Raw genomic sequence first — 25,115 nt, forward strand, 5'->3', positions numbered from 1 at the left:
GCGCACCTTTGTGAAGGTGCGTGTCAGGCCTCCGCCCGCGCCGATTCATAGGCCAAGAGCGCGCGTTTGACAGGCAAACCCCAGTGGTAGCCACCCAAACCGCCCGACTTGCGCAAAGCGCGATGGCACGGGATCAGCCAGCTGACCGGGTTGCGGCCCACGGCTGTGCCAACGGCACGCACGGCACGCGGATTGCCAATGCTGTCTGCAATCTCGGAATAAGTGGTCACATGACCCGATGGAATTTGCAGCAGCGCCTCCCACACCTTGATCTGAAAGGGAGCGCCGATCAGGAACAGCGGCGCTTTGTTCAACTTGGCATCTTCGGCGCCAAAGGCGGCCAGCACCCACGGGCGCAAGCGCATCGGGTCCTCGATATAGGTTGCCTTGGGCCAGCGCCGGGTCAGGTCGTGCATGGCCCAGTCCTCGCCCATCTCGGCGGCAAAACCCAAGCCGCAAATCCCCTTCTCGGTCCCCATAATCAAGGCCAAACCAAAAGGACTGTCGAACCACCCCCAAAAAATGGTCAGGCCCTCACCGCCCTTGGCGTAGTCGCCGGGGCTCATCGATTCCCACCGCAGAAACAGGTCATGCAACCGGCCCGACCCGCTCAGGCCGGTGGCATGGGCGGTCTCAAGGGTCGTGAACCGCTCGTTCAACAGCGTCTTGGCATGACCCAGCGCCAGATATTGCTGATAGCGCTTGGGCGACACGCCAACCCAACGGGAAAAGACACGCTGAAAATGTGCAGGGCTCATGTCCATCTCGGCCGCAAGGGTATCAAGGCTCAGCGGTGCCTCGGCCCCGTCGATCAGGTCGATGGCACGGCGCATGACGCCGTAGTGATAGCCGGTCTCGGTGGCGGTATGTGTGCTTTGTTCCATGACCCAAACCTAGGCGAGCGCACGCGCTAGCGCGACCCGTTTCCTGTGCAAATGGCGATTGCGATGTGCTGGTGAACGACCGGACTACCTTGGCTTGAGCCCCGGTGCATCCCACATGTGTCGGATCACGCCATTCAACCGAAAGCCCGCGCTACCATGACCGACAGCACCACACATACGGGCGGTTGCCTGTGCGGCAGGATAAGGTTCACCGCAATCGGTCCCGCGCGGAAACCACACACCTGCTCCTGCAAGATGTGTCAGCGCCACAGCGGCGCGCTCACGACAGCTTGGGTCGAATTTCCCGCCGATGCAGTGACTTGGACCGGACCCGGAGACGCGCCAACAACCTACCGGTCGTCCGACTATTCCAGCCGCGCCTTCTGCCCTGCATGTGGCAGCACGCTGGGTGCCATCGATGACGATCCGATCATCGCGCTGCTGGTCGGCTGCTTTGACGACACAGGCGCACTGGACCTCGTGCCAACCTCGCATTCCTATGGGGCCGCGCGGCCGAAGTGGTGGCGCGTGTCGATCAAGGGGACCGCGTCCTAGATCAGCGAATTCTGCCGCGCCGACACCTTGTCCCAATGGCATTCGATCAGCGCCTGCGCGGTTTCGAAATCATGCGCCATGCCATCAATGTCCATCAACGACACCGTGTCAGCATCCGTCTCGAGGATCTGGCCACTCACGAACAGCGCGGCATCCGGTTTTTCCAACCGCAGCGCGACAACCAGCTTCGACAACGCATCCAGCGCGTGTCCGCCCGCAGCCGATATGCCGATGACGATCGAATGCGACTCGCCGATTTCCGCCACCAGCTCCTCGTGGCTCTTCCCGATCAGCAGCGTGACGTCCCAACCATCCCGCCGGAACAGATCGGCGGCCATCCGCACTCCAAGCGTGTGGGTTTCGCCCGGCACGGACACGAAATGCGCGCTCTTGGCGGTGGCAGGGGCCGTGATCGGGACGTGGTGGCGCATGGCGTGCATGATGGCATAGAGACGGCTGGTGCCCCGCGTCACATCCGTGAACGACACCCGATCCTCGTCCCACCATCGGCCAAGTTGGCAGGCCGCGTCGGCAAGGTACTTGAGGTAAATGACCTCCACCGACGCGCCTGCCCGGCGCACCTCCTGAATGAACATGGCCCCCGCCTGATCGTCATTGGACAACAGGGCGTAACAGAATGCGTCGATCTGATCTGCAGCAGGTTGTTCCGCGAGTTTTTCTGACGCAGGCCGGTTCAGCCGCGCCAAGACCTCGCGCGCCAGATCCTCCACCGATCCGGTTGGCAATCTCGATTTCAGTCGTCGTAAGTTAAGCTGCGATCTGGCGTACAGGTCGACGTCAAATTGCGTTTCATGCTGTCCCGCGCCCTGCACATCGTTCCTCCCAGATCAATGGCCACCGGTCACTTTGGAAGCAAGTTGACACTCTAATTCTGTCAATCAATGTTGACATTTCAACTTTGGCACGAATCGGACAAGTTGTCGCAGGCAAACTGCGGAATGCTGCCCGCTATCCACCGCCCGGCGCAAAGCACGGGGGGCCACTTGCCCGCTGCACCATCTTCGCTCATAACCCCGCGCCATGGCCAAGCAGCTCGATTACCACACGATCCGCGCGATCTTCACCCGCTTCCAGGACGCGGACCCGGAACCCAAGGGGGAACTGGAGCATGTCAACGTCTACACTCTCGTCGTGGCCGTGGCCCTTTCTGCGCAAGCCACCGACGCGGGCGTGAACAAGGCGACGCGCGCGCTCTTCCAGATCGCCGACACTCCGCAAAAGATGCTCGACCTCGGGATCGACGGCCTGACCGAGCATATCAAGACCATCGGCCTCTACCGTCAAAAGGCCAAGAACGTGATGAAGCTGTCCCAGATCCTCGTGGACGACTATGGCGGCGAGGTGCCCAACAGCCGCGCCGCCCTGCAGTCGCTGCCCGGCGTCGGACGCAAGACCGCCAACGTGGTCCTGAACATGTGGTGGAGCCACCCGGCCCAAGCCGTCGACACCCACATCTTCCGCCTCGGCAACCGCACCGGCATCGCACCTGGCAAGACTGTGGACGCGGTCGAGCGCGCCATAGAAGACAACATCCCGGCTGATTTCCAGCTCCACGCCCACCACTGGATGATCCTCCACGGGCGCTACCACTGCAAGGCACGCAAACCCATGTGCCCCACCTGTATTATCAAAGATCTCTGCCCGTTTGAGGACAAAACCGAATGACCAAATACACGCTCGCTGGCATCGGCAACGCCGTTGTCGATGTGATTACCCATGCCGATGACAGCTTTCTCGACCTCATGGGCATCGAAAAGGGGATCATGCAGCTCATCGAACAAGACCGGGGCGAAGTGCTTTACGCCTCCATGACCGAACGGCTGCAAACGCCCGGCGGCGCGGTCGCGAACACCATCGCGGGCGTCGGCGCACTCGGCCTGCCCACCGCCTTCATCGGCCGGGTCCATGACGACGCGCTCGGGCGCTTCTACGCCCAATCCATGCAGGACAGCGGCACCGATTTCGTCAATGCCCCCATCCCGGACGGCGAACTGCCCACATCCCGCTGCATGATCTTCGTCACACCGGACGGCGAACGCTCGCTCAACACCTATCTCGGCATCTCGACCGAACTCGGCCCCGAGGACGTCCCGGAAGAGGTCGCCTCCGCCGCCGAGATCATGTTCCTCGAGGGCTATCTCTTCGACAAGGACAAGGGCAAAGAAGCGTTCCGCCAGGCCTCCCGCCTCACCCGCAGCGCGGGCGGCAAGGCAGGCATCGCCATCTCCGACCCGTTCTGCGTCGACCGCCACCGCCCCGACTTCCTCGACATGATCGGCAATGAACTCGACTTCGTCATCGGCAACGAGCACGAAATCACCTCGCTGTTCGAAACCGACGACCTCGAAGCAGCGCTCGCCAAAACCGCCGACATGATCGACCTGCTGGTCTGCACCAAGTCAGGTGACGGCGTCACGATCATCGGAAACGGCGAACGGCATGACATCCCCGTGGAAACGGTCACCCCCGTGGATGCGACAGGTGCAGGCGACCAGTTCGCCGCCGGGTTCATCTATGGCATGGCAACCGGCGCCGACCTGCATGTCTGCGGACGCATGGGCAACCTGTGCGCCGCAGAAGTGATCAGCCACATCGGCCCCCGCCCCCAGATCGACATGAAACAGCAATTCGCCAGCGCGGGCCTGCTCTAGCCCCGCATCCCCTTGATCCCAAGCCCCTGCTTATTCTGACTTAAAATACGACGGGGGTTTGGGGGCTGGCCCCCAAGGAGCCCACAATGCTCACTGACGGACATCACAACATCCCCAAGGGCAAAGTGGCCATGGTCGTCACCGATCTGGAGATGACCAGGCCGCAATATCGTGGCGCCCCCTGCCCCGATGGCCTGACGCTCAAACCCATGGTGCGCGAGGTCGAGCCCTATCTCGACCTCTTCCGCCGCGTCGGCGGCCCATGGCTGTGGTATGGGCGCACGATCATGCCGGAACAAGAGCTTCACGACATCCTCGTCGACCCCGACACCGGCCTCTACACGCTGGAAAAGGACGGCCAGCCTGAGGCCCTGCTGGAACTCGACTTCAGCGTCAAAGGCGCGTGCGAGCTGGACTATTTCGGCCTCACGTCCACGCTGATCGGCACCGGCGCTGGGGCCTACCTGATGGACCGGGCCATCGAATTTGCTTTCGCCCGCGACATCACACGGTTCCACCTGCACACCTGCACCATCGACAGCCCGCAGGCACTTGGCTTTTACCGCCGGTCAGGGTTCACGCCCATCGGTCAGCGGATCGAGATTGCGGACGATCCACGCATCGTGCACGGCTACCCGCGCGACAATGCACCCCACGTGCCGATCATCGAACCCTAGCGCGGCCCCAGCGGCTCACATTTGCGCCCGGCCAGGCAGTCGCGTACCTGCGCAACCTGCGCGTCATCCGGACGACCAAAGAGAAACCCGCCGCACGCATTGGTGTGCAGCACATAGCTGTGCTCGGTCTGGCGCAGGAACCCCAGCATCTCACCGGGCTGCGGCTGCGGGCACCACGGGCCAAAGCACTGCACCTCCAGCACCACGTCCGTCTCGAACGGCTGGTCGATACCGCGCATGGTCAGGGCATCACCCTTGAACGTGGCCGGGATCAAAGTCACCTCTTGCGTCGGCGTCTGTCCGGACAAATCCATCTCAGGCAGCAGATCCGCATCAAATTCCAGCTTTCCGAGCACAGGCACATAGCCCTCCTCGGCCGCAGCTGCTTCCTGATAGGCGTCGGTCACACCGTACTGCATACAGGACAAGGCCAGGGCTGGCATCGGCGCACAGGCCAGAATGAAACTCAGGGCGCGAAGCATGGGCAAACCTCTTTCGTGTCGTTTGCCTTCCACTTGGGATTGCAGCCCCCTGTTATGCAATAGCACTCACAGATGCGGCGCGAATTCCTCAAGCACGCGCACATAGACATCGCGCTTGAACGGGACGATAGCCTCCGGCAACTCCGCCGGTGTCATCCATTTCCAGGCCGAAAACTCCGGATGCGCCGTTTCCAGATCAATCTGCGCGTCCGATCCATTGAAGCGCAGCAGAAACCACTTCTGCTTCTGCCCCCGATACTTGCCCTTCCACAGCTGCGGGATCAGGTCATGGGGCAACTCGTAGGGCAACCAATCTGCGGTCTCTGCCACCACATCGACCAAGGCCGGGGAAATGGACGTCTCCTCCTCCAACTCCCGCAAGGCCGCCGTCTGCGCATCCTCGCCCTTGTCGACACCGCCCTGCGGCATCTGCCACGCGTCCTGGTACCGGTCCCGGCGCTGGCCCACCCAGACCAGACCCTCCCCATTCATCACCATCACGCCTACGTTCTTGCGATAGGGCAGCTTCTCGATCTCTTCGGGCATCATTCCATCAATCTCCGAGACTTTTCGGGCGAAGAATACGATTTTTCGCACAAAGTGAAGGGTTTCGATTGTTTCCGTACCAAAAGCGTTACTAGCAAAACCCCGAACTTGTCCCGCGCCTGCCCCGTTCCTGCCCGATTTGATTGCGACACAGTATTGACACAAACCTGCCGCGTTTCCGCCGATTTTAGGCGTTGGCGACGCGGCACTCGAGACTACTGTGGGGAAAAAATGAAGAACTTACGAACCGCAATCGGCAAAGCTCAATCGCGGCTGACGCGATACATCAAGGACAACTACGAAGCCCTGACAATCACCCTGATGCTTGCGACGCTGATCGCGACATTGCTGCTCTAGGTCAGCACCGCGAGTGATTTTTCCATTTCGGCTCTTTCCAGCGCTTCTCCGGCCCGATGTACGGCTTCGCGCCTGCTCACCCGGAAACCGCGCGCTGCAAAAGCGGGTTGCGCAATCAGCGAAGCATGGACCCACAAGCGATGCTGCCCAGCCGCAAGCGCGTCTGCTTCTGTCCGAGAATAGAGTGCGGAAAACACACCCCGGCCCTGCCACTCCGGGACGACAAATGCGAGGTCGACATAGGCACCTTGCCTCGTGATGAATCCCACTGGCGCGCCATGCGCCTCCGCCACGACAACGTCCTGCGCCGCCAGTTTCCACGCCCACCCGTCCCCGGCATGGGGCGCGGCGCACCACGCGATCCGCTGGGCCTCGGTGTACGCACTGGGCCCCTCCCGGATTGCCCGAAACATGACCCGGCCAAGAGCATCCGCCTCGCCCGCAATCATGTCGCGCAGCACAAATTCCGTTGCCTCATCCATCGCTCTGCCGTCCGCTTCGTTAGGCCCATGGCAAGGAATGGCACCCAAACCGTTCCCATATCTGCGCCCCACCGCTACCCCATGGGGCAAGCATTAAAAACCACACAAATCTGTCCCCGCGGGGACAGCCGTCCCCACCGGGTGACGCCGCGTTGCACGTGACATCCCGCCGCCTATGTCTGACACCAAGGAAACATTGGCTCGGGAGGACACCATGACAGCCTATCCGCACATGCTTGCGCCGCTAGATCTTGGCTTCACCACGTTGAAAAACCGCGTGCTCATGGGCTCCATGCACACCGGGCTTGAGGAAACAAAGGACTGGAACCGCGTCGCCGAATTCTATGCCGAACGCGCCCGCGGTGAGGTCGGTCTGATGGTCACGGGCGGCATCGGCCCCAACCTCGAAGGGTCGGTTCTGCCCGGTGCAGCGATGCTGTCGAACGCCGAGGAAGTCGCGAACCACAAGATCGTCACCGACCGCGTCCACGAAAACGGCGGCAAGATCGCGATGCAGATCCTGCACGCGGGCCGCTATGCCTATGGCCCCATGTGCGTCGCCCCCTCGCCGGTGAAATCCCCCATCTCCCCCTTCCCGCCCGCCGAACTGGACGAAGAAGGCATCGAAAAACAGATCAGCGACATCGTCGCCACCGCGGCCCGGGCCAAGGAAGCCGGCTATGACGGGGTCGAGATCATGGGCTCCGAGGGCTACTTCCTCAACCAGTTCCTTGTCACCCATACCAACAAGCGGACCGACCGCTGGGGCGGCTCCTACGAAAACCGGATGCGCCTGCCCATCGAGGTGGTGCGCCGCACGCGCGAGGCCGTAGGCACCGACTTCATCATCATCTATCGCCTGTCGATGATCGACCTCGTGCCCAACGGCTCAACCTATGACGAGGTCGTGCAACTCGCTCAGGAAATCGAACAGGCAGGTGCCACGATCATCAACACAGGCATCGGCTGGCACGAGGCGCGCATTCCCACCATCGCCACCTCCGTCCCCCGCGCGGCCTTTGCGTGGGTCACGAAAAAGCTGATGGGCAAGGTGAGCATCCCTGTCATCACCTCGAACCGTATCAACACGCCCGAGGTTGCCGAAGAGGTGCTGTCGACCGGCTGCGCCGACATGGTGTCGATGGCACGGCCCATGCTCGCCGATCCGCATTTCGTGAAGAAGGCGATGGAGGGCACGGCCGCCCACATCGCGCCCTGCATCGCCTGTAATCAGGCGTGTCTGGACCACACTTTCTCGGGCAAGATCAGCTCTTGCCTCGTCAACCCGCGCGCCTGCTACGAGACGGAATTGCAGATTGTCCCCGCGGAGACACAAAAATCCATCGCCATCGTGGGTGCAGGTCCGGCGGGTCTTTCGACCGCTTTGACGGCAGCCGAACGGGGCCACAAGGTCACCATCTTCGATCGCGCGGACGAGATTGGCGGGCAGCTCAACATGGCCAAGCAGATCCCGGGCAAGGAAGAATTCTGGGGCTTTGTCGATTGGTATCGCGCGATGGTGAAGGAGATGGGCATCACCGTGCATCTCAACACCGAAGCGACCGTCGATACGCTCAAGGGTTACGATGAGGTTATCATTGCGACCGGTGTTCTGCCCCGTGATCCGGAGATCCCCGGTCAGGACGGCGACAACGTGCATTCCTATATCGACGTGCTGCGTCACAAGGCGGAGACGGGCAAGAAGGTCGCTGTCATTGGCGCGGGCGGCATTGGGTTCGACGTGTCGGAATACCTCGTTCACGAGGGTGAAAGCCCGACCGAGAACCTGCCCGAGTGGATGACCGAGTGGGGGGTTGCAGACACCGAAGAGCATCGCGGTGGCCTTGACCCCAAAGGGCCGCAACCCGAAGCGCCCGCACGGGCTGTTACGCTGCTTCAGCGCAAGGCAGAGAAGCATGGTAAGCGGCTGGGCAAAACGACCGGCTGGATCCACCGCGCGGCGTTGAAGATGAAGGACGTGGAGTTTGTCGGCGGCGTGAACTACGAGCGCATCGACGATCAGGGGCTGCATGTATCTTTTGGCGAGGCGCGCGAGAACCCGACGGTGATCGAGGCGGATGACATCATCCTGTGCGCAGGCCAGGTGCCGGAGCGGTCGCTCGCGGATGCGCTGGAGGCCGAGGGCATTGCCTGCCACGTGATCGGCGGCGCGGATGTGGCGGCGGAACTGGATGCCAAGCGGGCGATCGATCAGGGCACGCGGCTGGCGGCCACACTCTGAGGCGGATCAGGATCCGGGTTACCATTCGTAAGGCGGACGTGTCGTCCGCCCGTGCCGGAGAGTTGCCGCACGCGGCGCGCAGAGATAGCGTGCGGCCATGACCATTTGCGCCTTCGACATCACGCCTGACGCCGTCCTCATCGCCAGCGTGGAAACACCGCCCGAAGCGGGATACCGCTGGGTCCATTTCGATCTGAGCGACGCGGACCTGACCGGGTTTCTCGACGCGCATGTCCCGCCCATTCCAGCCGCAGCCCTCGTGGCGCCAGAGACGCGGCCCCGCGCCGATCGCTATGGCGACGGGCTGATCCTGAACCTGCGGGGCGTGAACATGAACGAAGACGGGCCTGCCGATCAGATGGTGGCCGTGCGCATGTGGGTGACCGCGCAACTGGTGGTCACGGTGCGGATGCGCAAGGTCTTTGCCCTGGACGAGATGCGGGTGGAGGCCGAAGCCGGTCACGCGCCCGGCACGCCGATGCGATTTGTGTCGGCCCTCGCCACCCGGCTGATGGGACGGGTGCAGGACACTGTCTTTGATCTGTCGGGTCGGGTCGATGCGATGGAGGACAGCGTTCAGGACGATGATCAGCCGCTGCCCACTGAACTGGCGGAGGAGCGGCGCATGGCCATACGCTTGCGCAGGTATCTGGCGCCGCAACGCGATGCGCTGGTGGCCCTTGTGGGCACCGACAGCCCCTTGATGAGCCAGGGCACGCGCGACCTGCTGCGCGAGCAGGCGAACCTGGCAAAGCTGAATGTCGAGGAGCTGGAGGGGCTGATTGCCCGGATGACCGCCGTGCAGGACCATCACACGGCGCAAGCGGCGCTTTTGCAAGGGCACAATGGTTATGTGCTGTCCATCGTGGCCGCCGTGTTCCTGCCGCTGGGCTTTGTCACGGGGCTGTTCGGCGTGAACGTTGCAGGCATGCCGGGGATCGAGACACCCTGGGCTTTTGCCGCGCTTTGCGCAGCACTTGTGGTGATGACCGTTGGGGCGGTGTGGGTCCTGCGCCGGCTCAAGTGGATCTGAACCGGCGCGGCAAAAGCTTATTCTACGGTGATCGTGATCACCTCGCTCACCACCGGATCGGCGTGGGGCACGTGGTTCAGGTCGCCCAGGACAAGCTGCATCGTGTGCTCGCCCGCAGGTAGATCGAGCGTCACCTGCGTCTGACCGCCGCCGAAGTGGATGTGGTTTTCATCCGCAGGCAGACCGTATTGCAGTTCCTCTTCGCCTTCGGGTCCTTCACCCAGAGGCGGGCGGTTGAGCAGGATGTGATGGTGGCCCGTGTTGTCCGCCTCTGTCCCGGCGGGCGCGACGCCCATCCCGTCCAGCCCGAAGATGACCGTGACCGGCGATGACACGGTGTCCCCGTCCGCGATGTTCACGAAGTACACCCGCGCATCGTCAGGCGCCGGTGTGTCCTGCGCAAGCGCCGGGGCGGCCAGCAATGTTGCAAAAGTCACGGCTTTGACAATGGATTTCATTTCAATTTTCCTCCAGGACATGTTGAACTTAGAAACACGGTAACACGTCAGGACAGAATTTATTCGGACCGCCGCTGAAATTTCTTACCGCGCTGTGCGCGATGGCATGGCCGAGGTGCATCCGCGCCTCTGGCGTTATGCCGTATCGCTGACCGGACGCCGGGACTGGGCAGACGATCTGGTGCAAACCACCTGCCTGCGCGCCTTGGACAAATCCGACCAGTTTGAACCGGGCACGCATCTGGACCGCTGGATGTTCCGGATGGCCCAGCGCATCTGGCTGAACGAGCTGCGCTCGCGCAAGGTGCGCACCGGTGGCGGGCTGGTGCCTGTCGAAGAAATTGACCTTCCCGACAAATCCCCCGGCGCAGAAACGAATATTCTGGCGCGTGACGTGTTGAACAGGGTGAACGGACTGCCCGAGGCCCAACGACAGGCCGTGGTTCTGGTCTATGTAGAGGGGTACGCTTACAAGGAAGCGGCTGAGATTATGGAGATTCCCATCGGCACCGTGATGAGCCGGCTGGCGGCGGCCCGCAAGCGGCTCAACACCGAGATGGCGGGGGAAAAGGCACAGGCTCAATGACACACGTGCGCGCATTTTCAGATGAAGAGTTGACTGCCTACCTTGATGGGGAAGCGGACGACGCCCTGCACGCCGAGATTGATGCAGCGCTTGAGGCCGACCCGGCTGTGGCCGATCAGCTTGCCACCCTTGATATTCCGATGGCCCCCATCGCGGAAGCTTACGAGGCGCTGCTGCAGGATGCGCCGCCGATGCCGGAGTTGCCCGAGGCGCCCCCTGTGGCACCTGCTGCCGTTGCATCGACGCGCGGGCGGTGGACATGGGGCGTGGGCACCTTTGCCACCGGTCTGGCCGCGGGTCTGGCCGTTGCGATGTTCACAGGCTTTGGCACCCCCGAGCCCGTGCCGCGCGGCTGGGTGTCCTTTGTCGCCTCTTACCAGGCGCTTTATACACCCGAGACATTGGCCATTGCGGATCCGAGCACGGACGACGCAGCAATGCAGCTTGCGGCCGTGTCGGATGCGCTTGGCATTGATGTGACCGGACTTCCGCAAACGCAGGGCCTGACCTTCAAGCGGGCGCAGGTGCTGGGGTTCAACGACAAGCCGCTGGTGCAGATCGCCTTTGCCCGTGCCGATGGCACGCCGGTTGCCTTGTGCATCATTCCTGCGGGCCCTGACGCCGCCCCCGTGAGCATGGGCGCTGCCGAGGGCATGGATCTCGCCCGGTGGAACACGCCCGGCTACGGCTTTTTGCTGATCGGCGGGACCGATGCGGCACCCTTGGCCGAAGAAGCCGAAACCTTCCAATCCTGGAGCGCGGATATCGCCATCTGAGGCTCGTCTGGTCGTTTCCATGCCATGAACGATCCCTGCAATGACCGCGATACTGTCCAACCCTTGCCCTGATCCTGCCCAGATTCGCCCGCATACCTGCCCTCAACACCAAGTGATTTGAGAGGCAATGGGCATGGATCGCCTTACAGAGATGGAAGCATTCGCGACGGTCGTGGACCAGGGCGGTTTTACCGACGCAGCCAAGAAGATGGGGATTTCCAAATCCGCCGTCTCCAAGCACGTGTCGTCGCTCGAGGCCCGTTTGGGGGCGCGCCTGTTGAACCGCACCACGCGCCGCGTGAGCCCGACCGAGATCGGTCTTGCCTACTACGATCGCGCCCGCCGCGTTCTGAATGACGCAGGCGAGGCGGATTCGCTTGTCACATCCATGCAGTCGGCGCCTTCGGGCCTGTTGCGGATTTCGGTCGCGACGGATTTTGGCGTGAACCACCTGTCGCCGCGCTTGTCCGAGTTTCTGGCCGATTTCCCGGACATCACGGTCAACATGGTGCTGAACAATCGCTATGTTGAGCTGATTTCCGAAGGGTTCGACATGGCCGTGCGCATTGGTGAGTTGGAGGACAGCACTTTGCGTGCCCGCAAGCTGACCGAAACCACGAAGCGGATGATCGCGAGCCCGAAGTACTTCGAGCAATACGGCCGCCCCGAAAAGATCGACGATCTGAACGAGCACAAGCTGCTGCACTATTCCAACCAGTCATCCGGCAATGTCTGGAAGCTGACCGCGCCGTCGGGCGAGAAGCGCCAGGTGCGTACGGCGGGCTGGCTGAGCGTGAATGACGGGCAGTCCCTGCTCAACGCCGCCATCTCCGGCCTTGGCATCGCCTATCTGCCCAGCTTCCTCTACGCCGATGCGCTGGAACAGGGTCTGGTCGAGGACGCGATCCCCGATCTGCCGATGGAGACCCAAGGCATCTATGCCGTGTACCCGCCGGGCCGTTTCACGCAGCCCAAGGTCCGCGCCTTCATTGATTTCCTGGTCCACGCCTTTGCCGAAAAGGGTCCGGCGGACTGGTAAGACTTAACCAACCTCCCCTCGGTTAAACACCTGACCCCGGTGCCCACGCACCGGGGTTTTTTCGTGGTTCAAGATTGCGGTTCGGATTGGCGCAGCAGGTTACGCCGCCAGGCGGTAGACATGCGATGAGACACCGTTGTCGAGCGTTTCCGCAGCCAAGAGATGCACCGGCTGGTGTGTGCTGTTCCCCTCAAAGAGCCGCTTTCCGGCCCCGACCAGCACCGGAAATGTCCAGAGCCGCAGTTCATCCACAAGGCCGTGACCCATCAATGATCGCACGAGCATGGCGCTGCCATGGACCTGCAACAACGGTCCGTCCTGCGCCTTGAGCGCATTGATCTCATCGAAGAGCTTCCCGGTCAGTATCTGTGTATGCTGCCATTCTGTCGCGATCGGAGATGACGTCATCACGTATTTCGCACTTCCATTGAGACGTTCGGCCGCCTTGGACCCGCTGACCTGCGGCCAATGATTGGCGAAAAGGTCATAGGTCCTGCGCCCAAGCACGATGTCGTAGGGGTCGGCCATGGCTGTCCGAAGAACGTGATCCATGACACCGTCCCAGTAGGGTGTGGCCCAGCCGCCATGTGCAAAACCGGCCGACCTGTCTTCGTCCACCGATCCCGGAGCCTGCATGACGCCGTCGAGCGTGACGAAGGCAAGGACCGCGAGGTCCCTCACGACGTCGATTCCCGTTCTGATTGCACCAACACGGCCAGTTTGTCGAACGCCTGGTTCCAACCTCCTGCACCTGCTGTGCCTTCTGCCACACCGACATGCACCATTGTCATCTTCGTCTGATCACCGTCCGCGACCAGTTCAACGATCACCTCGGTGATGTCGGGAAAGCCGTCCGGCATGCCCATGCTCTGCGGAGACAGGATCGTGCCGTCAGGATCGCACATGCTTTCGGTGTAGACGAGCCGCCTTGGTGCCGTGACCTCTTTGTAGACGCCCGTGAACCACATCGTCATGGTTCGATCCGGCGACTGTATTTCCATACACACCTTGCGCGTGCCGCCCACGCTCAAATCCATTTCGGCCGTAGGCACGGTCATGCCGTTGGGTCCGTACCATTTTTTGAACAGCGCGGGATCTGTCCACATCTGCCACACGAGTTCGATCGGCGCGTCAAATACGCGCTCGATACGCAGAAAATCCTGTCCTTTGGTCATCAGCTGTCATCCTTCATGTCGTGCAAAAGCTGTTCCATCGTGTCAAATCGCGCTTCCCAGATGGGCCGGTACATGTCGGTCCATGCAGCGATGTCCTTCAGCGGGCCGGGTTCAAGAGTGCATGGCCGAAACTGGGCGTTCCTGTCACGTTTGATCAGGCCCGCGGTTTCGAGCACACGAATATGTCTGGAGACCGCTGGCAACGACATCTCGAACGGTTCGGCCAGGGTGTTCACGGTTGCCGTGCCTTTTGCCAGGCGGGCCAGGATGGCCCGGCGGACCGGGTGCGCAAGCGCGGCAAATGCGGCGTCGAGTTGATCATCGGAATTCATGCCGGGCATTATTTAACGTAATTGTTAATTAGTCAATGCGTTAAATAAAGGCCCGCACAGCGGACCGCGCTCCTGGACCGCTCGAAGCGAACAGGCGCTTCTATGGTCAATCAAAACCGATAGTGAAGCGCGGACAAACCGGAAAAGACTGCAATACGGGCGCTATGGCGCGTCGCTTAGCACAATCACCTCGACCCGCCGGTTCGCCTCGCGACCCGCCGCTGTGAGGTTGCTTGCCACGGGTGAGAGGTAGCCCATCCCCTCTGCTTCAATCCGACTCGGCGACACGTCGTAGCGACTGATCAGCCGCTCACGCACGGCGCGGGCGCGGGCGCGAGACACGGTGATGTTCGCTTCCAGACCACCGACAGTGTCGGTGTGTCCAACAACTGCGATCCGCAAGCCGGGCCGGTTGGTCATAAGTTGCGCAATCTGCTCGAGTTCGGGCGCGGGTCCCTCCCCCAGCCGCGTGGTTCCAACCTCAAAGTCGAGGCTGCGCAGGATGACTGATCCGTTCGCCAACAGCTGTTGGCCAAGGTCGGATGCTGATTCCGTTGGTGTAGCAGCGTAAGGGGGTTCGGCGGTCGGGACGGCCGCCCGCTGCGTGCCCACCTGCACCACCTGCAGGTACCCCGCGTCTGGCGCGGTACTGGCCAGCAGCCAAACGGCATCCCCGCTCTGTGGGTGGCGCGCGCTCAGAAAATGGTAGGCGCGCACATTCACATACATGTTCGGCGCAGGCAGCACGTCTATGGCGAACCGAAAATCGAACCCGCCGCAGGTATCAGCATCGCAATCAAGCAGCGTCTCGTATCCTGCATCAAGCAGTTGGTCGCGCAACGGTGCCAATATCTGCAGCGGCGTCAGGCCCGGAGACGTCACGCGATAACTGCGCCGCTGGACCGGGCCATCAATGGTTTCTGCGCTGACAGCGCCGTCAGCAAAAGGGGCAATCGCAATCTGGACCCGGTCAAGTGCGCTATCGCGCGCCGCCGTCTGGCGGGCGTTTGATGGCAGTTCCAGTTGCAGGGAAAGCGCGGGACCTGCCAGCGCGCAGGCCAGCGCCGTGAGCCACCAGCGCACCATCAGCGCGCCTGTGCGTGGTATTCGGGGTTGGGCTGCATCGCCGTCGCACTCGCCACCCGGTTGGACATGTTGAAGAAGGCAGCGACGTTGATCACGTCCCAGATGTCGCGATCGCTCAGCCCGTGGTCGCGCAGAGCTTGCCGGTCGCTTTCCTCAATCTGGGCGGAGGCGAGGGTTACCTTCTCGGCAAAAACGAGCATGGCGCGCTGGCGTGGCGTGACGTCCGCAACGCGCCAGTTCATCACCAGTTGCTCACCCAGCGCCGGGTTGCCGGAGAGTTTGCGGACGGCTGCGCCATGGGCCGTGAGGCAATAAAAACAGCGGTTGGTGGCTGAGACGACCACCGCGATCATCTCGCGTTCGAGCTTGGTCAGGGCGCTGTCGCCCAGCATAAGGTCATTGTAGAGCGCGGTGAAGGTGTTGAGCTTGTCGATGTCGAAGGCGTGCGCCTTCAGCACGTTGGGGATCATGCCCAGCTTGTGCTGGCAGATGTCGAAATACTTTTGCGTCGCCTCGGGCAGCGGGTCGACCATAGGCAGGTTCAAGGCGGTGGGCTGATCGGTCATGTTGTCTCCGGCGCTGTGCGGTAATGATAGCCACAGGTGCGCCGGAAGCCCAACCCCTGATAGAGCGCGTTGGCGGGACCGTTGGAGGCCGTGGTCAGGACGGCGATATGGTGTGCGCCGTGTTCTGCGGCCCAGACGGCCGCACGCCGCATGATCCATTGTGCAACGCCCTGGCGGCGTTGGTGGGCCAGCACCTCGACCGCGTGGACCATGGCGATGCCGTCGTGGATGGCGGCGAAGGCCGTGCCCGCCGGTTTGTCCCTGTGCCGGGCGAGGATCGCTGTTTTCACCTTGGCCCGGTGCATGATGGCAACCCGTGCAGGGCCAATGCCGCCCTTGGCCCAGATGTCTTCCATGATCGCCAGCGGCTCCCAGATGGCGAAGACTGTAACGCGGGGGATCGGGATGTTGGTGAGGGTGTCGACCGGGGCAACGTAGCCGTTCGTCGGGTCGACGATGGTGTAGCCGGCTTGGTCAAGCAGGTGGTCGAGGGCGTCTTCTCCCTGCCGGACCATGAAGAGCGGCGTTTGGTGCACGGCGCGCATGGCGTGTTCAGCTTGGGCGAGGTCGGTCGTGGGCTCATCTGCAGTGGCGGCCGAGACCCGCTTGCCCCCGCCTTGGCCATCGCGGATGGTCCAAGGGCCTGCGCGCGTGATCGTGGCAGCAGGCCAGGTGCCGTCGATGGCGGCGTAGAAGGCCGCAGGCGACGTCATGCGGGAAAGTGTTCGGCGAGCTTTGTCAGCGCTGCGTCCACTTCGGCACCGTTGGTGCCGCGGATGACCACGTTGGCGCCGTAGCGTCCGTCTTTTTGGAAAGGGTAGGATCCGATGCTGAGGTCGGGGTGGGCGGTGGCAATGTCGCCCAGAGGGCCTGCGATGTCCCCCTCGCCCCGCTCGATGCGGATGGTTTTGGAGATCAGCGGCGCGCCACCGGTGAGCGTGGGCAGGATGGAAGCGACCATCGCCTGGAACACCGAAGGGACACCGGCCATGACGTGGACGTTGCGGATCGTGAAGCCGGGGGCGGCCGAGACCGGGTTTTCGATCAGTTCGGCACCATCGGGGATGCGTGCCATGCGCAGCCGTGCGGCGTTCAGCTCGGTGCCGGATTTGGCGTAGTGTTCGGCCAGGATGGCGCGAGCGTCGTCACGGATGTCGATGTGCGTGTCGAAGGCGGCGGCGATGCAATCCGCTGTGATGTCATCATGCGTCGGGCCGATGCCACCGGACGTGAAGACGCTGTCGTATGTCCCGCTGAGCGCTCGGGTCGCCGCGATGATTGCGTCGGGGTCGTCACTGACCACGCGCACCTCCTTAAGGTCGATGCCGTGGTCGGTCAGTTGGCCTGCCAGGTAATGCATGTTGGCGTCGCGGGTGCGGCCGGAGAGGATCTCGTCTCCGATCACCAGCATGGCGGCGGTGGGGTTGGGCATTTTGGCCTCCTTGCGATTGCGGCCAGTGACGGTATAGGGCTGCGCCCATGCGCTTTCAAACCGAACTTGTCCCCGCCACGCTGATCCGACGCTACAAACGGTTTCTGGCCGATTGCACGCTGGAGGATGGGCGCGAGGTGGTTGCGCATTGTGCGAACCCTGGCTCCATGATGGGGCTGGCGGAGCCCGGGATGCGGATCTGGCTGGAGCCGAATGACGACCCGAAGAAGAAGCTGAAGTTCGGTTGGCGCTTGGTGGAACATGAGGGTGGGCATTTTACCGGCGTTGATACCTCCGTCCCGAACAAGGCGCTGCGGGCCGCGTTCGAGGCGGGAGAGGTGCCAGGGTTTGACGGGTATTCAACCGTGCGGCCTGAGCAGAAATATGGCGAAGGGAGCCGGATCGACTTTCTGTTGCAGGGGGACGGGGTGCCCGACGCCTATGTCGAGGTGAAGTCGGTGACGCTGGCACGACAGCCGGGTTTGGCGGAGTTTCCGGATTCCGTGACCGCGCGCGGGGCCAAGCATCTGGCGGAGCTCGGGCGGATGGCAGAGGCCGGGCATCGGGCGGTCATGCTGTACCTGGTGCAGCGCACGGACTGCGATCGGTTTACCCTCGCTGGGGACATTGACCCGGTCTATGCCGCCGCCTACGCGGCTGCGGTTGGGGCTGGGGTGGAAACCATCTGCCTGGGCACCCATATATCGCCAGAGGGCGTGCTGGTCGGCGCGCCCATAGCCGTGGCCGTATGACCCACTGGCTCTTTTTGCCGCAGTGCAGTATGTTTGACAGGTGAACGCCAATGGAGCGCGCTTTGGATCGTGACACTCGTGGCCGTCTAACGAAAGACGGTATACGCATTTATGACCCCTCTGACTTTGCCGGGATGCACGCGGCAGGGCGGCTTGCGGCCGAGATTTTGGACGCGATGTCGGCCCATGTCTTTCCGGGTCAGACGACCGGAGCGCTGGACAAGATCATCACCGAGATGGTCGAGGAGGCGGGCGCAACCTCGGCCACCATCGGCTACAAGGGCTATCAGCACGCAAGCTGCATCAGCGTAAACCACGTGGTCTGCCACGGCATTCCCGGCGACAAGGTGCTGAAGGATGGCGACATCCTGAACATCGACGTTACTGTCATTGTGGATGGCTGGTATGGTGACACGTCCCGCATGTTTGTGGCGGGCAAGCTGCCCCGCAAGGCGGAACGGCTGATCGAAGTGACGCATGACAGCCTGATGCGCGGGATCGAGGCGGTGAAGCCTGGTAACACCTTTGGCGACATCGGTTATGCGATCCAGAGCTTTGTTGAGAGCCATCGGATGTCTGTCGTGCGCGACTTCTGCGGTCACGGGCTGGGCCGTGTGTTCCACGCGCCGCCCAACGTGCTGCACTATGGCCGTCCGGGCACGGGGGCTGTGCTGGAGCCCGGCATGTTTTTTACCATCGAGCCGATGGTGAACCTGGGTCGTCCCGAGACCAAGACGCTGGCCGATGACTGGACCGCGGTGACCCGCGACAAGTCGCTGTCGGCGCAGTTTGAGCATTCGGTGGGTGTGACCGAGGATGGGGTGGAGATTTTCACCCTGTCGCCTGCTGGGACGTTTCATCCGACATATTGATGGTGCGGTTTGGGGTATGCCCGCTGCCACCGGCGGACGGTGCGCAGTGAATGCGCACCCTACGGCGTAGACGCATCCTGATACGCCCTAGACGGGTTCCAACAGCGTGACATGGGTGCTGCCGAAGCGGCGCTGATCCAGCAGGGCGTAGCCGTCCGGCGGGGATTGCGGTGCGTTTTCTTCCCAAACGATGAGCGCGTCATCAGCGCAGTGGTCGCGGATCGACGTCAGGGCCTTGTCGCCCATGCCCTTTCCATAGGGCGGGTCGAGGAAGACGAGGTCGAATTTTGGCCCGTCCCATGCGAAAGCGCGCGTGGCGTCGGAACGCAGGAGTTTGGTCCGATCCTCGGCCCGCAGCTTCTTGATGTTTTCGGCGATCAACTTCTGCCCGACGCGCCCATTTTCGACAAATACGGCGCGCGCCGCTCCGCGCGACAGGGCCTCAAGCCCCAGCGCGCCTGTGCCTGCAAAAAGGTCGAGCACGTGCGCGCCTTCAATGACCCCACGATGGGTGAGCATGGAGAACAGGCTTTCCCGCACCCGGTCCGGCGTGGGTCGCAGGTGCGCGCCCGGATCACCCTTGCCCACCGTGGCAAGCGGCACGCCGCGCCACTGGCCCGCAATGATCCTCACTTGAGCAGGGCTTTCAGGTCGCCGTCAGGGTCGGCCACCACGGCCGGGTCCGCCGACTTGCCCGCTTCGATCAGCCGTTTGCCGATCATGTAAGCACGCGGGTCGTTGGCCGCGTCCACGGCCAGCAGCGTATCCCCGGTGTAATACCAGAAAGATTTGGCAGCACCGCTATCACGTGTGACGACGCGGTCGTATCCGGTGTTGAGACCCGCGATTTGCAGTTTGACGTCGAACTGGTCGGACCAGAACCACGGTCGAGCGACGTATTCCTTGGCAGCCCCCATGATGTTTTCGGCGACGCATTCGGCCTGGTCGATGGCGTTGGGCACGGATTCGAGGCGGATGCGCTCGCCCTTGTAGGGGAAGGACGCGCAGTCGCCCGCGGCCCAGACATGAGGGGCGGAGGTGCGCCCGTGCGCGTCCGTTGCGATGCCGTTGTCGAGGGTGATGCCTGCCTGTTCGGCGAGGTCGGTTTCAGGCGTGATGCCGACGCCGACGATCACGAGGTCCACGTCGAGGGTGGCACCATCCGTCAGTTCTGCACCCGACACGGCACCTTCGCCAGTGAGGCGGTTGAGCCCGACACCTTCGCGCAGATCAACGCCGTGGCCCGAGTGCAGGGCGCGGAAGTAGTCGCTTGTTTCCGCTGCCGCGACCCGTTGCAGGATGCGGTCGGCCATTTCGACCAGCACCACGTTCAGGCCGAGCTTGGAACACACCGCCGCCGCTTCGAGCCCGATATAGCCCCCCCCGACAATCAGCGCCGTTTTGCCCGATTGGCACCAGGGGGCCATCTTGTCGACGTCGGCCAGGTCTCGAACGGTAAACACCCCTTCCAGATCACCGCCGATGGCGGCAGGCAGGCGGCGCGGGGACGAACCGGTGGTCAGGACCAGATCGGTGTATTCGAGCGTGTCACTGCCTACGGTGACGGTTTGCGCATCCGTGTCGATGCCCGTCACGGGTTCACCCGTCCGCACGGTAATGTTGTTGTCGGCATAGAAGCTGTCGGGGCGCAGGAACATGCGTTCGAGCGGCATGTCGCCCAGCAGATAGGCCTTGGACAGTGGCGGGCGCTGGTAGGGCAGCGCGGGCTCGGACCCGATGAGCGTGATTGCCCCTTCGAACCCGCCATTGCGCAGTTTGGCGACGCAGGATGACCCTGCCTGCCCTGCCCCGATCACGATCACATGGCTCATGTCATCCACCTTTGCCCTCGCCCTTTGCCACGGCGGAGCCTATATCGCAGGGGAAGCCAGACGCAATTCCAAGAAAGGGGCAAATCATGGCAATTTCAGTAGGCGACACGCTGCCCGATGCATCGCTGGTCTATCTGGGGGATGAGGGGCCCGCGCAGGTGCAGTTGAGCGAAAAGACCAAGGGCCGCAAGGTCGTGATCTTTGCCCTGCCCGGCGCCTATACAGGCGTGTGCAGCACGGCCCATGTGCCCAGCTTTGTCCGCACCAAGGATCAGTTTGATGCCAAGGGCGTGGATGAGATCATCTGCATCAGCGTCAACGATCCCTTCGTGCTGAAAGCCTGGGGTGAGAGCACGGGCGCGGAAAAGGCCGGGATCACCTTCCTCGGCGATGCAGAGGCCGAGTTCACCAAGGCGATGGGCCGGGATTTCACCGCACCCCCTGCGGGTCTGATCAACCGATCCAAGCGCTATGCGATGGTGGTCGAGGACGGCAAGGTGACCGTGCTGCAGGAAGAAGAGAACCCCGGCATGTGCGATGTGTCCGGCGGTGAAGCTCTGCTTGAGGCGATGTGATCCCAAGCGCCAATCAGAATGACGCAAAAGGCCCCCGGTTCGGGGGCCTTTTTCATTTGGATCACATTTGGGTCTATTCTGCCGCCTGCACCAGCGTGCGGGTGGGGAAAGGGATGTCGACGCCCGCGTCGTCCAGCGCTTCCTTCACCTTGCGTTTCATGTCCGCCTGGTACTGGAAGTAGATGTCGCTGTCGCACCAGACCCGCACCAGAAAGTCGACCGAGCTGTCACCCAGATTGTTCACCTGGATGAAAGGCTCGGGCTCTGATTTGGAGCGTTCGTCGGCCATGATCGTGTCACGGATCACCTGTTCGGCCTGTTTGAGGTTCACGCCATAGCCCACGCCAAAGGTCCATTCGGCCCTGCGTGTGGGGTAGATTGAGTAGTTTTCGATCACGTTTCCCCAGACCTCGGAATTCGGGATGATGATCTGCACATTCCCGAGGCTGGCGAGTTCCGTGTAGTTCAGCGTCACGTCCTTGACCGTGCCCATCTTGTCCGCCACCTCGACAAAGTCGCCGATCTTGAGCGGGCGGAAGAGGATCAGCATGACACCGGCGGCCACATTGGACAGCGTGCCCTGCAACGCGAGACCAATGGCAAGGCCCGCGGCACCGACGGCGGCCACGACCGACGTCGTTTGCACCCCAAAGGTGTTGAGCACGATCAGGAACGTAAAGCCAAGCACGATGTAGCGGACGATGGAGCCCAGAAAATTGAAAAGCGTATCGTCAAGATGCTTGTGCCGGGTGCCAATGCGGGTGATCCGGCGGCCCAGCCATGCCGCAACGATCCAGCCGATGATCAGGATGGTGATCGCGGCCAGCACCGATCCGACGACCGAGGCGAGGAATTCCAGCGACAGGTAGTCGCCAAGCGTTTTGCCTTGCCACACTTCGGTGGCAAGCAGGTTGTTGATCATGTCCATGGTCTTACTCCGCCAGGCTGTCCAGTTTGCGCGCCAGCTTGACGTCAAGCGTGCTCAGCCCGCCCACGTCATGCGTGGTCAGCGTGACCTCGACCCGTTTGTAGACGTTGAACCATTCGGGGTGGTGATCCCACTTTTCGGCCCAGATGGCTGCCCGCGTCATCCAGGCGAAGGCGTCCACGAAATCCTTGAATTCAAACGTCTTGTGGATGGCGTCCCGTCCGTCGGTTACGGCCCATCCTGTGGCCAGCAGCGGATCCAGCAGGGTGGCCCGCGTCTCGTCGCTGAGTTTTTCCATTATTCCTGTTCCTCGATCTGGACCTTCTTGAAAGGCCCGTAATCCGTGAGAATTTCGATCTCCTCTTCCACCGCCTCACGTTCGGCTTCGAGGTAGCGGGCAATGGCATCGGCAAAGCCGGGATCACCCACCCAGTGCAGGCTATGGGTCTGTGTCGGCAGGTATCCCCGCGCCAGCTTGTGTTCGCCCTGCGCCCCCGCCTCGACCCGTTGCAACCCGTGCTGGATCGCGATGTCGATGGCCTGATAGTAGCACAGCTCGAAATGCAGGCAGGGATGGTGTTCCGTACAGCCCCAATAGCGGCCGTATAACGTCTGAGCGCCGATAAAGTTCAATGCGCCCGCAACATATCTTCCATTCCGTTCGGCCAGCACCAGCGCCATGTCGTCGGCGAGCGTCTCATGTGCGATGTCAAAGAAGCGGCGTGTGAGGTATGGCGTGCCCCATTTGCGGGCACCCGTGTCCTGGTAGAAGCGCCAGAAGGCATCCCAGTGTTCGGGGCGCAGGTCGTCGCCTGTCAGCACGTGGATGGTGCCGCCAAAGTCCTGCGCCCGTGCGCGTTCTTTGCGGATGTTCTTGCGCTTACGGCTGGAAAGCGTCGCAAGGAAGTCGTCGAAGGTATCGTAGCCGTCGTTCAGCCAATGAAACTGCTGGGTTGTGCGGGCCATAAGGCCAAGATCGGCACCGAAATCCCGTTCGGCTTCGGTGCAGAAGGTCACATGCAGTGAGCTGAGTTTGTTGTTTTCGCCCAGTTGTACAGCACCCGAGATCAAGCCGCGCATCCCAAGTTCCGGGAAATCTGGATGCGTTAGGAACCGCCGCCCTGTCGCGGGCGTGTGCGGCACGGCAATCTGGAGTTTGGGGTAGTACCGCCCGCCCGCGCGTTCATAGGCGTGGGCCCAGTTGTGGTCGAAGATGTATTCGCCCTGACTGTGGTTCTTGGCGTACATCGGCGCGAAGCCAACCGTCTGACCGTCGACAACCGCCTGCAAGTATTGGGGTTGCCAGCCGGTGCCAGGGCCGACCGAATTGCTGTCTTCCAGCGCCTTCAGGAACCGGTGTGTGGTGAAGGGGTCGTTCGGCCTGCCGCCATTCGCCGCTTCCGGGCAGGCGCAGGCGTCCCACTCCGCCTCCGGGATTTCGGACAGGCTGGGCACCACACGGATTTCTATTTCTTGTTCGGACACAGACGGCTTTCCCTGCTCAACAGGTTGAGATGTGTGCCGCGCGGGCCGCGCTTCAACCGGGATGGGGGGCGAGGTAGCCCTCGAACGTGATATTCTGCGCGACCTCGCGCGCTTGTGCTTCGTCGCTGGGCGATTTGACCGTCCAGCAGAGGATTTTCGCGCCTTGGGTTTTTAGGTCGGCCACGCGGGAGCGGGTGAGGTCGGCGACCTCGTGGCTGATGAAGGAGGCGCCGACCCGATCGAAATCGGGAATGTCGCGCAGGTGGTCGCGGGTGGTTTGGTTCAATGGCCAGTCTTCGGCGCTGTAAGCACTTGTGACGATGCCACGCGGGATGTCGGGGCAAAGTTCCGCCATGCGTGCGACGCTGTGCGGGTTGAAGGACATAAGGGCAACAGGACCTGCGTAACCTGCAAGTGCCTGCGTCGTGGCCTGTTCCAGCGGGCCAATGGCATCGCCCATGGCGCCGTCCTGATCCTTGATCTCGATCAGAAGGGGCACTTTCCCAGCGACGAGCTGCAATACTTCGGGCAGTGTCGGGATGCCCTCGTCCCCGCCCTTGAGCGGGGTTTGCGCGAGTGTGCCCGCGGGGACGACCCGGATAGGACCCGTACCGTCAGCCAGACGGTCGAGCGCATAGTCGTGGAAGACCATCGCCTGATCGTCGGCGCTGAGTTGCACGTCGATCTCGATCCCGTAGCCATGCTCAATCGCCGCCCGGATGGCGGCGCGGCTGTTTTCCGGGCGGCCATCCGTCACGTCGTGCAGGGCCCGGTGCGCGAGCGGCGCGCAGAGGAATGCGTCGGGCAGACGGGGGGTCATTTGATCTGGAAGATGCCTTCGATCTCGACCGCGACGCCCAATGGCAGAGCAGCGGCAGAAACCGCGGAACGGCTGTGGCGGCCTGCGTCCCCAAGCGCTTCGACCAGGAAGTCGGAGGCGCCGTTGATGACCTGCGGCTGGTTGGTGAAATCGCCGGTGGAGTTCACGAAGCCCGTCAGTTTCACCACGCGGACAAGCCGGTCCAGATCGCCACCGCAGGCGGCTTTGACTTGCGCGAGCAGGCTGATGGCGCAGGTCTTGGCGGCAGCAGCGCCCGCCTCGACCTCCATGTCGTCGCCCAGTTTGCCGGTGATCAGGCCATCGGGGCCGTTGGAAATCTGGCCCGAGACATAGACGATGTCGCCCACCTGCACGAAGGGCACGTAGTTCGCCGCGGGCGCGGGCGCGTCTGGCAGGGTCACGCCCAGGTCGGCGAGGCGGGATTCGATGGACATGGGCGGGCTCCTTTTC

General features: G+C 62.5%; 33 protein-coding genes. 13 read left to right on the top strand and 20 right to left on the bottom strand.

The genetic code is table 11. From position 1 onward, the window contains the following. Positions 1-23 precede the first annotated feature (23 nt). Positions 24-884, bottom strand: a complete 861-nt coding sequence (locus KUV51_RS20370; RefSeq protein ID WP_222523288.1) for a methylated-DNA--[protein]-cysteine S-methyltransferase — start codon at positions 882-884, stop codon at positions 24-26. A 156-nt stretch (positions 885-1,040) separates the two neighbouring features. Between KUV51_RS20370 and KUV51_RS20375 the strand changes: the two genes are divergently transcribed. Beyond that, positions 1,041-1,439 (top strand): GFA family protein, encoded by a 399-nt coding sequence (locus KUV51_RS20375; RefSeq protein ID WP_261385964.1) that lies wholly within the window; start codon positions 1,041-1,043, stop codon positions 1,437-1,439. On the opposite strand, the gene KUV51_RS20380 is transcribed toward KUV51_RS20375, so the two are convergent. Further along, the gene (locus KUV51_RS20380) at positions 1,436-2,185 is read right to left on the bottom strand and encodes a B12-binding domain-containing protein (protein WP_222523290.1); all 750 of its coding nucleotides are present in this window, start codon (positions 2,183-2,185) and stop codon (positions 1,436-1,438) included. The genes KUV51_RS20375 and KUV51_RS20380 overlap by 4 nt on opposite strands. A 295-nt stretch (positions 2,186-2,480) precedes the next feature. On the opposite strand from KUV51_RS20380, the gene nth reads away from it, so the two are divergent. The 3 genes from nth (at position 2,481) to KUV51_RS20395 (ending at position 4,788) form a co-directional block, all read left to right on the top strand. Beyond that, positions 2,481-3,125 carry an endonuclease III gene (nth, locus tag KUV51_RS20385; RefSeq protein WP_222523291.1) on the top strand — a complete coding sequence of 215 codons (645 nt, stop codon included), beginning with the start codon at positions 2,481-2,483 and terminating at the stop codon, positions 3,123-3,125. After that, positions 3,122-4,111 (top strand): adenosine kinase, encoded by a 990-nt coding sequence (locus KUV51_RS20390; protein WP_222523292.1) that lies wholly within the window; start codon positions 3,122-3,124, stop codon positions 4,109-4,111. The genes nth and KUV51_RS20390 overlap by 4 nt, the downstream gene beginning before the upstream one ends. 86 nt (positions 4,112-4,197) lie before the next feature. After that, positions 4,198-4,788: a GNAT family N-acetyltransferase gene (locus KUV51_RS20395; protein ID WP_222523293.1), complete on the top strand. Its 591-nt coding sequence runs from the start codon at positions 4,198-4,200 to the stop codon at positions 4,786-4,788. On the opposite strand, the gene KUV51_RS20400 is transcribed toward KUV51_RS20395, so the two are convergent. Both KUV51_RS20400 and KUV51_RS20405 read right to left on the bottom strand, forming a co-directional pair. Then, positions 4,785-5,270 (bottom strand): hypothetical protein, encoded by a 486-nt coding sequence (locus KUV51_RS20400; RefSeq protein ID WP_222523294.1) that lies wholly within the window; start codon positions 5,268-5,270, stop codon positions 4,785-4,787. The genes KUV51_RS20395 and KUV51_RS20400 overlap by 4 nt on opposite strands. 66 nt (positions 5,271-5,336) lie before the next feature. Then, the gene (locus KUV51_RS20405; protein WP_222523295.1) at positions 5,337-5,819 is read right to left on the bottom strand and encodes an RNA pyrophosphohydrolase; all 483 of its coding nucleotides are present in this window, start codon (positions 5,817-5,819) and stop codon (positions 5,337-5,339) included. Between the two features lie 228 nt (positions 5,820-6,047). On the opposite strand from KUV51_RS20405, the gene KUV51_RS22200 reads away from it, so the two are divergent. Further along, positions 6,048-6,173 (top strand): hypothetical protein, encoded by a 126-nt coding sequence (locus KUV51_RS22200; RefSeq protein WP_261385965.1) that lies wholly within the window; start codon positions 6,048-6,050, stop codon positions 6,171-6,173. On the opposite strand, the gene KUV51_RS20410 is transcribed toward KUV51_RS22200, so the two are convergent. Then, positions 6,170-6,655: a GNAT family N-acetyltransferase gene (locus KUV51_RS20410; protein ID WP_222523296.1), complete on the bottom strand. Its 486-nt coding sequence runs from the start codon at positions 6,653-6,655 to the stop codon at positions 6,170-6,172. The genes KUV51_RS22200 and KUV51_RS20410 overlap by 4 nt on opposite strands. Positions 6,656-6,869: 214 nt before the next feature. Here KUV51_RS20410 and KUV51_RS20415 point away from each other — a divergent pair, with 214 nt between their 5' ends. Beyond that, complete coding sequence (locus KUV51_RS20415; protein ID WP_222523362.1) at positions 6,870-8,897, top strand: NADPH-dependent 2,4-dienoyl-CoA reductase; 2,028 nt, start codon at positions 6,870-6,872, stop codon at positions 8,895-8,897. Between the two features lie 97 nt (positions 8,898-8,994). Beyond that, positions 8,995-9,930 carry a zinc transporter ZntB gene (locus tag KUV51_RS20420; RefSeq protein ID WP_222523297.1) on the top strand — a complete coding sequence of 312 codons (936 nt, stop codon included), beginning with the start codon at positions 8,995-8,997 and terminating at the stop codon, positions 9,928-9,930. A 17-nt stretch (positions 9,931-9,947) separates the two neighbouring features. On the opposite strand, the gene KUV51_RS20425 is transcribed toward KUV51_RS20420, so the two are convergent. Beyond that, positions 9,948-10,388 carry a DUF4399 domain-containing protein gene (locus KUV51_RS20425; protein ID WP_222523298.1) on the bottom strand — a complete coding sequence of 147 codons (441 nt, stop codon included), beginning with the start codon at positions 10,386-10,388 and terminating at the stop codon, positions 9,948-9,950. A gap of 106 nt (positions 10,389-10,494) precedes the next feature. Here KUV51_RS20425 and KUV51_RS20430 point away from each other — a divergent pair, with 106 nt between their 5' ends. The 3 genes from KUV51_RS20430 to KUV51_RS20440 all read left to right on the top strand — a co-directional run bounded on the left by KUV51_RS20430 (position 10,495) and on the right by KUV51_RS20440 (position 12,789). Continuing rightward, positions 10,495-10,974: an RNA polymerase sigma factor gene (locus KUV51_RS20430; RefSeq protein ID WP_222523299.1), complete on the top strand. Its 480-nt coding sequence runs from the start codon at positions 10,495-10,497 to the stop codon at positions 10,972-10,974. Beyond that, positions 10,971-11,750, top strand: a complete 780-nt coding sequence (locus KUV51_RS20435; protein ID WP_222523300.1) for an anti-sigma factor family protein — start codon at positions 10,971-10,973, stop codon at positions 11,748-11,750. Before KUV51_RS20430 ends, KUV51_RS20435 begins: the two co-directional genes overlap by 4 nt. Positions 11,751-11,883: 133 nt before the next feature. After that, positions 11,884-12,789: a LysR family transcriptional regulator gene (locus KUV51_RS20440; RefSeq protein WP_222523301.1), complete on the top strand. Its 906-nt coding sequence runs from the start codon at positions 11,884-11,886 to the stop codon at positions 12,787-12,789. A gap of 99 nt (positions 12,790-12,888) precedes the next feature. Here KUV51_RS20440 and KUV51_RS20445 read toward each other — a convergent pair whose 3' ends face one another. The 7 genes from KUV51_RS20445 to KUV51_RS20475 all read right to left on the bottom strand — a co-directional run bounded on the left by KUV51_RS20445 (position 12,889) and on the right by KUV51_RS20475 (position 17,380). Then, the gene (locus KUV51_RS20445) at positions 12,889-13,470 is read right to left on the bottom strand and encodes a dihydrofolate reductase family protein (RefSeq protein WP_222523302.1); all 582 of its coding nucleotides are present in this window, start codon (positions 13,468-13,470) and stop codon (positions 12,889-12,891) included. Further along, positions 13,467-13,964 carry an SRPBCC family protein gene (locus KUV51_RS20450; RefSeq protein ID WP_222523303.1) on the bottom strand — a complete coding sequence of 166 codons (498 nt, stop codon included), beginning with the start codon at positions 13,962-13,964 and terminating at the stop codon, positions 13,467-13,469. The genes KUV51_RS20445 and KUV51_RS20450 overlap by 4 nt, the downstream gene beginning before the upstream one ends. Beyond that, the gene (locus KUV51_RS20455) at positions 13,964-14,296 is read right to left on the bottom strand and encodes an ArsR/SmtB family transcription factor (RefSeq protein WP_222523304.1); all 333 of its coding nucleotides are present in this window, start codon (positions 14,294-14,296) and stop codon (positions 13,964-13,966) included. Before KUV51_RS20455 ends, KUV51_RS20450 begins: the two co-directional genes overlap by 1 nt. A 162-nt stretch (positions 14,297-14,458) precedes the next feature. Next, a complete protein-coding gene (locus KUV51_RS20460; RefSeq protein WP_222523305.1) occupies positions 14,459-15,382 on the bottom strand; it encodes an OmpA family protein in 924 nt (307 codons plus the stop codon). After that, on the bottom strand, positions 15,382-15,948 hold the full coding sequence (locus KUV51_RS20465; RefSeq protein WP_222523306.1) for a peroxidase-related enzyme: 567 nt from the start codon (positions 15,946-15,948) through the stop codon (positions 15,382-15,384). The genes KUV51_RS20460 and KUV51_RS20465 overlap by 1 nt, the downstream gene beginning before the upstream one ends. Then, on the bottom strand, positions 15,945-16,661 hold the full coding sequence (locus KUV51_RS20470) for a GNAT family N-acetyltransferase (RefSeq protein WP_222523307.1): 717 nt from the start codon (positions 16,659-16,661) through the stop codon (positions 15,945-15,947). The genes KUV51_RS20465 and KUV51_RS20470 overlap by 4 nt, the downstream gene beginning before the upstream one ends. Further along, positions 16,658-17,380: a competence/damage-inducible protein A gene (locus KUV51_RS20475; protein WP_222523308.1), complete on the bottom strand. Its 723-nt coding sequence runs from the start codon at positions 17,378-17,380 to the stop codon at positions 16,658-16,660. The genes KUV51_RS20470 and KUV51_RS20475 overlap by 4 nt, the downstream gene beginning before the upstream one ends. Before the next feature lie 47 nt (positions 17,381-17,427). On the opposite strand from KUV51_RS20475, the gene sfsA reads away from it, so the two are divergent. Both sfsA and map read left to right on the top strand, forming a co-directional pair. Next, complete coding sequence (gene sfsA, locus KUV51_RS20480) at positions 17,428-18,132, top strand: DNA/RNA nuclease SfsA (protein WP_222523309.1); 705 nt, start codon at positions 17,428-17,430, stop codon at positions 18,130-18,132. A gap of 62 nt (positions 18,133-18,194) precedes the next feature. Further along, entirely contained in the window at positions 18,195-19,004 is an 810-nt protein-coding gene (gene map, locus KUV51_RS20485) for a type I methionyl aminopeptidase (protein WP_261385967.1), read from the top strand. An 87-nt stretch (positions 19,005-19,091) separates the two neighbouring features. Here the strand turns inward: map and rsmD are convergent, their stop codons facing one another. After that, a complete protein-coding gene (gene rsmD / locus KUV51_RS20490) occupies positions 19,092-19,637 on the bottom strand; it encodes a 16S rRNA (guanine(966)-N(2))-methyltransferase RsmD (protein WP_222523311.1) in 546 nt (181 codons plus the stop codon). Next, entirely contained in the window at positions 19,634-20,836 is a 1,203-nt protein-coding gene (locus KUV51_RS20495; RefSeq protein WP_222523312.1) for an NAD(P)/FAD-dependent oxidoreductase, read from the bottom strand. The genes rsmD and KUV51_RS20495 overlap by 4 nt, the downstream gene beginning before the upstream one ends. A gap of 86 nt (positions 20,837-20,922) precedes the next feature. Between KUV51_RS20495 and KUV51_RS20500 the strand changes: the two genes are divergently transcribed. Then, positions 20,923-21,411 carry a peroxiredoxin gene (locus tag KUV51_RS20500; protein WP_222523313.1) on the top strand — a complete coding sequence of 163 codons (489 nt, stop codon included), beginning with the start codon at positions 20,923-20,925 and terminating at the stop codon, positions 21,409-21,411. Between the two features lie 73 nt (positions 21,412-21,484). On the opposite strand, the gene KUV51_RS20505 is transcribed toward KUV51_RS20500, so the two are convergent. Genes KUV51_RS20505 through KUV51_RS20525 form a run of 5 tightly spaced genes read right to left on the bottom strand, consistent with a single transcriptional unit; the run spans position 21,485 to position 25,099 of the window. Continuing rightward, positions 21,485-22,339 (bottom strand): mechanosensitive ion channel family protein, encoded by an 855-nt coding sequence (locus KUV51_RS20505; protein WP_222523314.1) that lies wholly within the window; start codon positions 22,337-22,339, stop codon positions 21,485-21,487. 4 nt (positions 22,340-22,343) lie between these two features. Beyond that, complete coding sequence (locus tag KUV51_RS20510) at positions 22,344-22,640, bottom strand: 4a-hydroxytetrahydrobiopterin dehydratase (RefSeq protein ID WP_222523363.1); 297 nt, start codon at positions 22,638-22,640, stop codon at positions 22,344-22,346. Next, positions 22,637-23,824 carry a GNAT family N-acetyltransferase gene (locus tag KUV51_RS20515; protein ID WP_222523315.1) on the bottom strand — a complete coding sequence of 396 codons (1,188 nt, stop codon included), beginning with the start codon at positions 23,822-23,824 and terminating at the stop codon, positions 22,637-22,639. Before KUV51_RS20515 ends, KUV51_RS20510 begins: the two co-directional genes overlap by 4 nt. A gap of 52 nt (positions 23,825-23,876) precedes the next feature. Further along, the gene (locus KUV51_RS20520) at positions 23,877-24,644 is read right to left on the bottom strand and encodes a glycerophosphodiester phosphodiesterase family protein (protein ID WP_222523316.1); all 768 of its coding nucleotides are present in this window, start codon (positions 24,642-24,644) and stop codon (positions 23,877-23,879) included. Then, the gene (locus KUV51_RS20525; RefSeq protein WP_222523317.1) at positions 24,641-25,099 is read right to left on the bottom strand and encodes a RidA family protein; all 459 of its coding nucleotides are present in this window, start codon (positions 25,097-25,099) and stop codon (positions 24,641-24,643) included. Before KUV51_RS20525 ends, KUV51_RS20520 begins: the two co-directional genes overlap by 4 nt. Between the last annotated feature and the right edge of the window lie 16 nt (positions 25,100-25,115).

The sequence above is a fragment of the Tateyamaria omphalii genome (assembly GCF_019802125.1).
Taxonomy (GTDB): Bacteria; Pseudomonadota; Alphaproteobacteria; order Rhodobacterales; family Rhodobacteraceae; genus Tateyamaria; species Tateyamaria omphalii_B.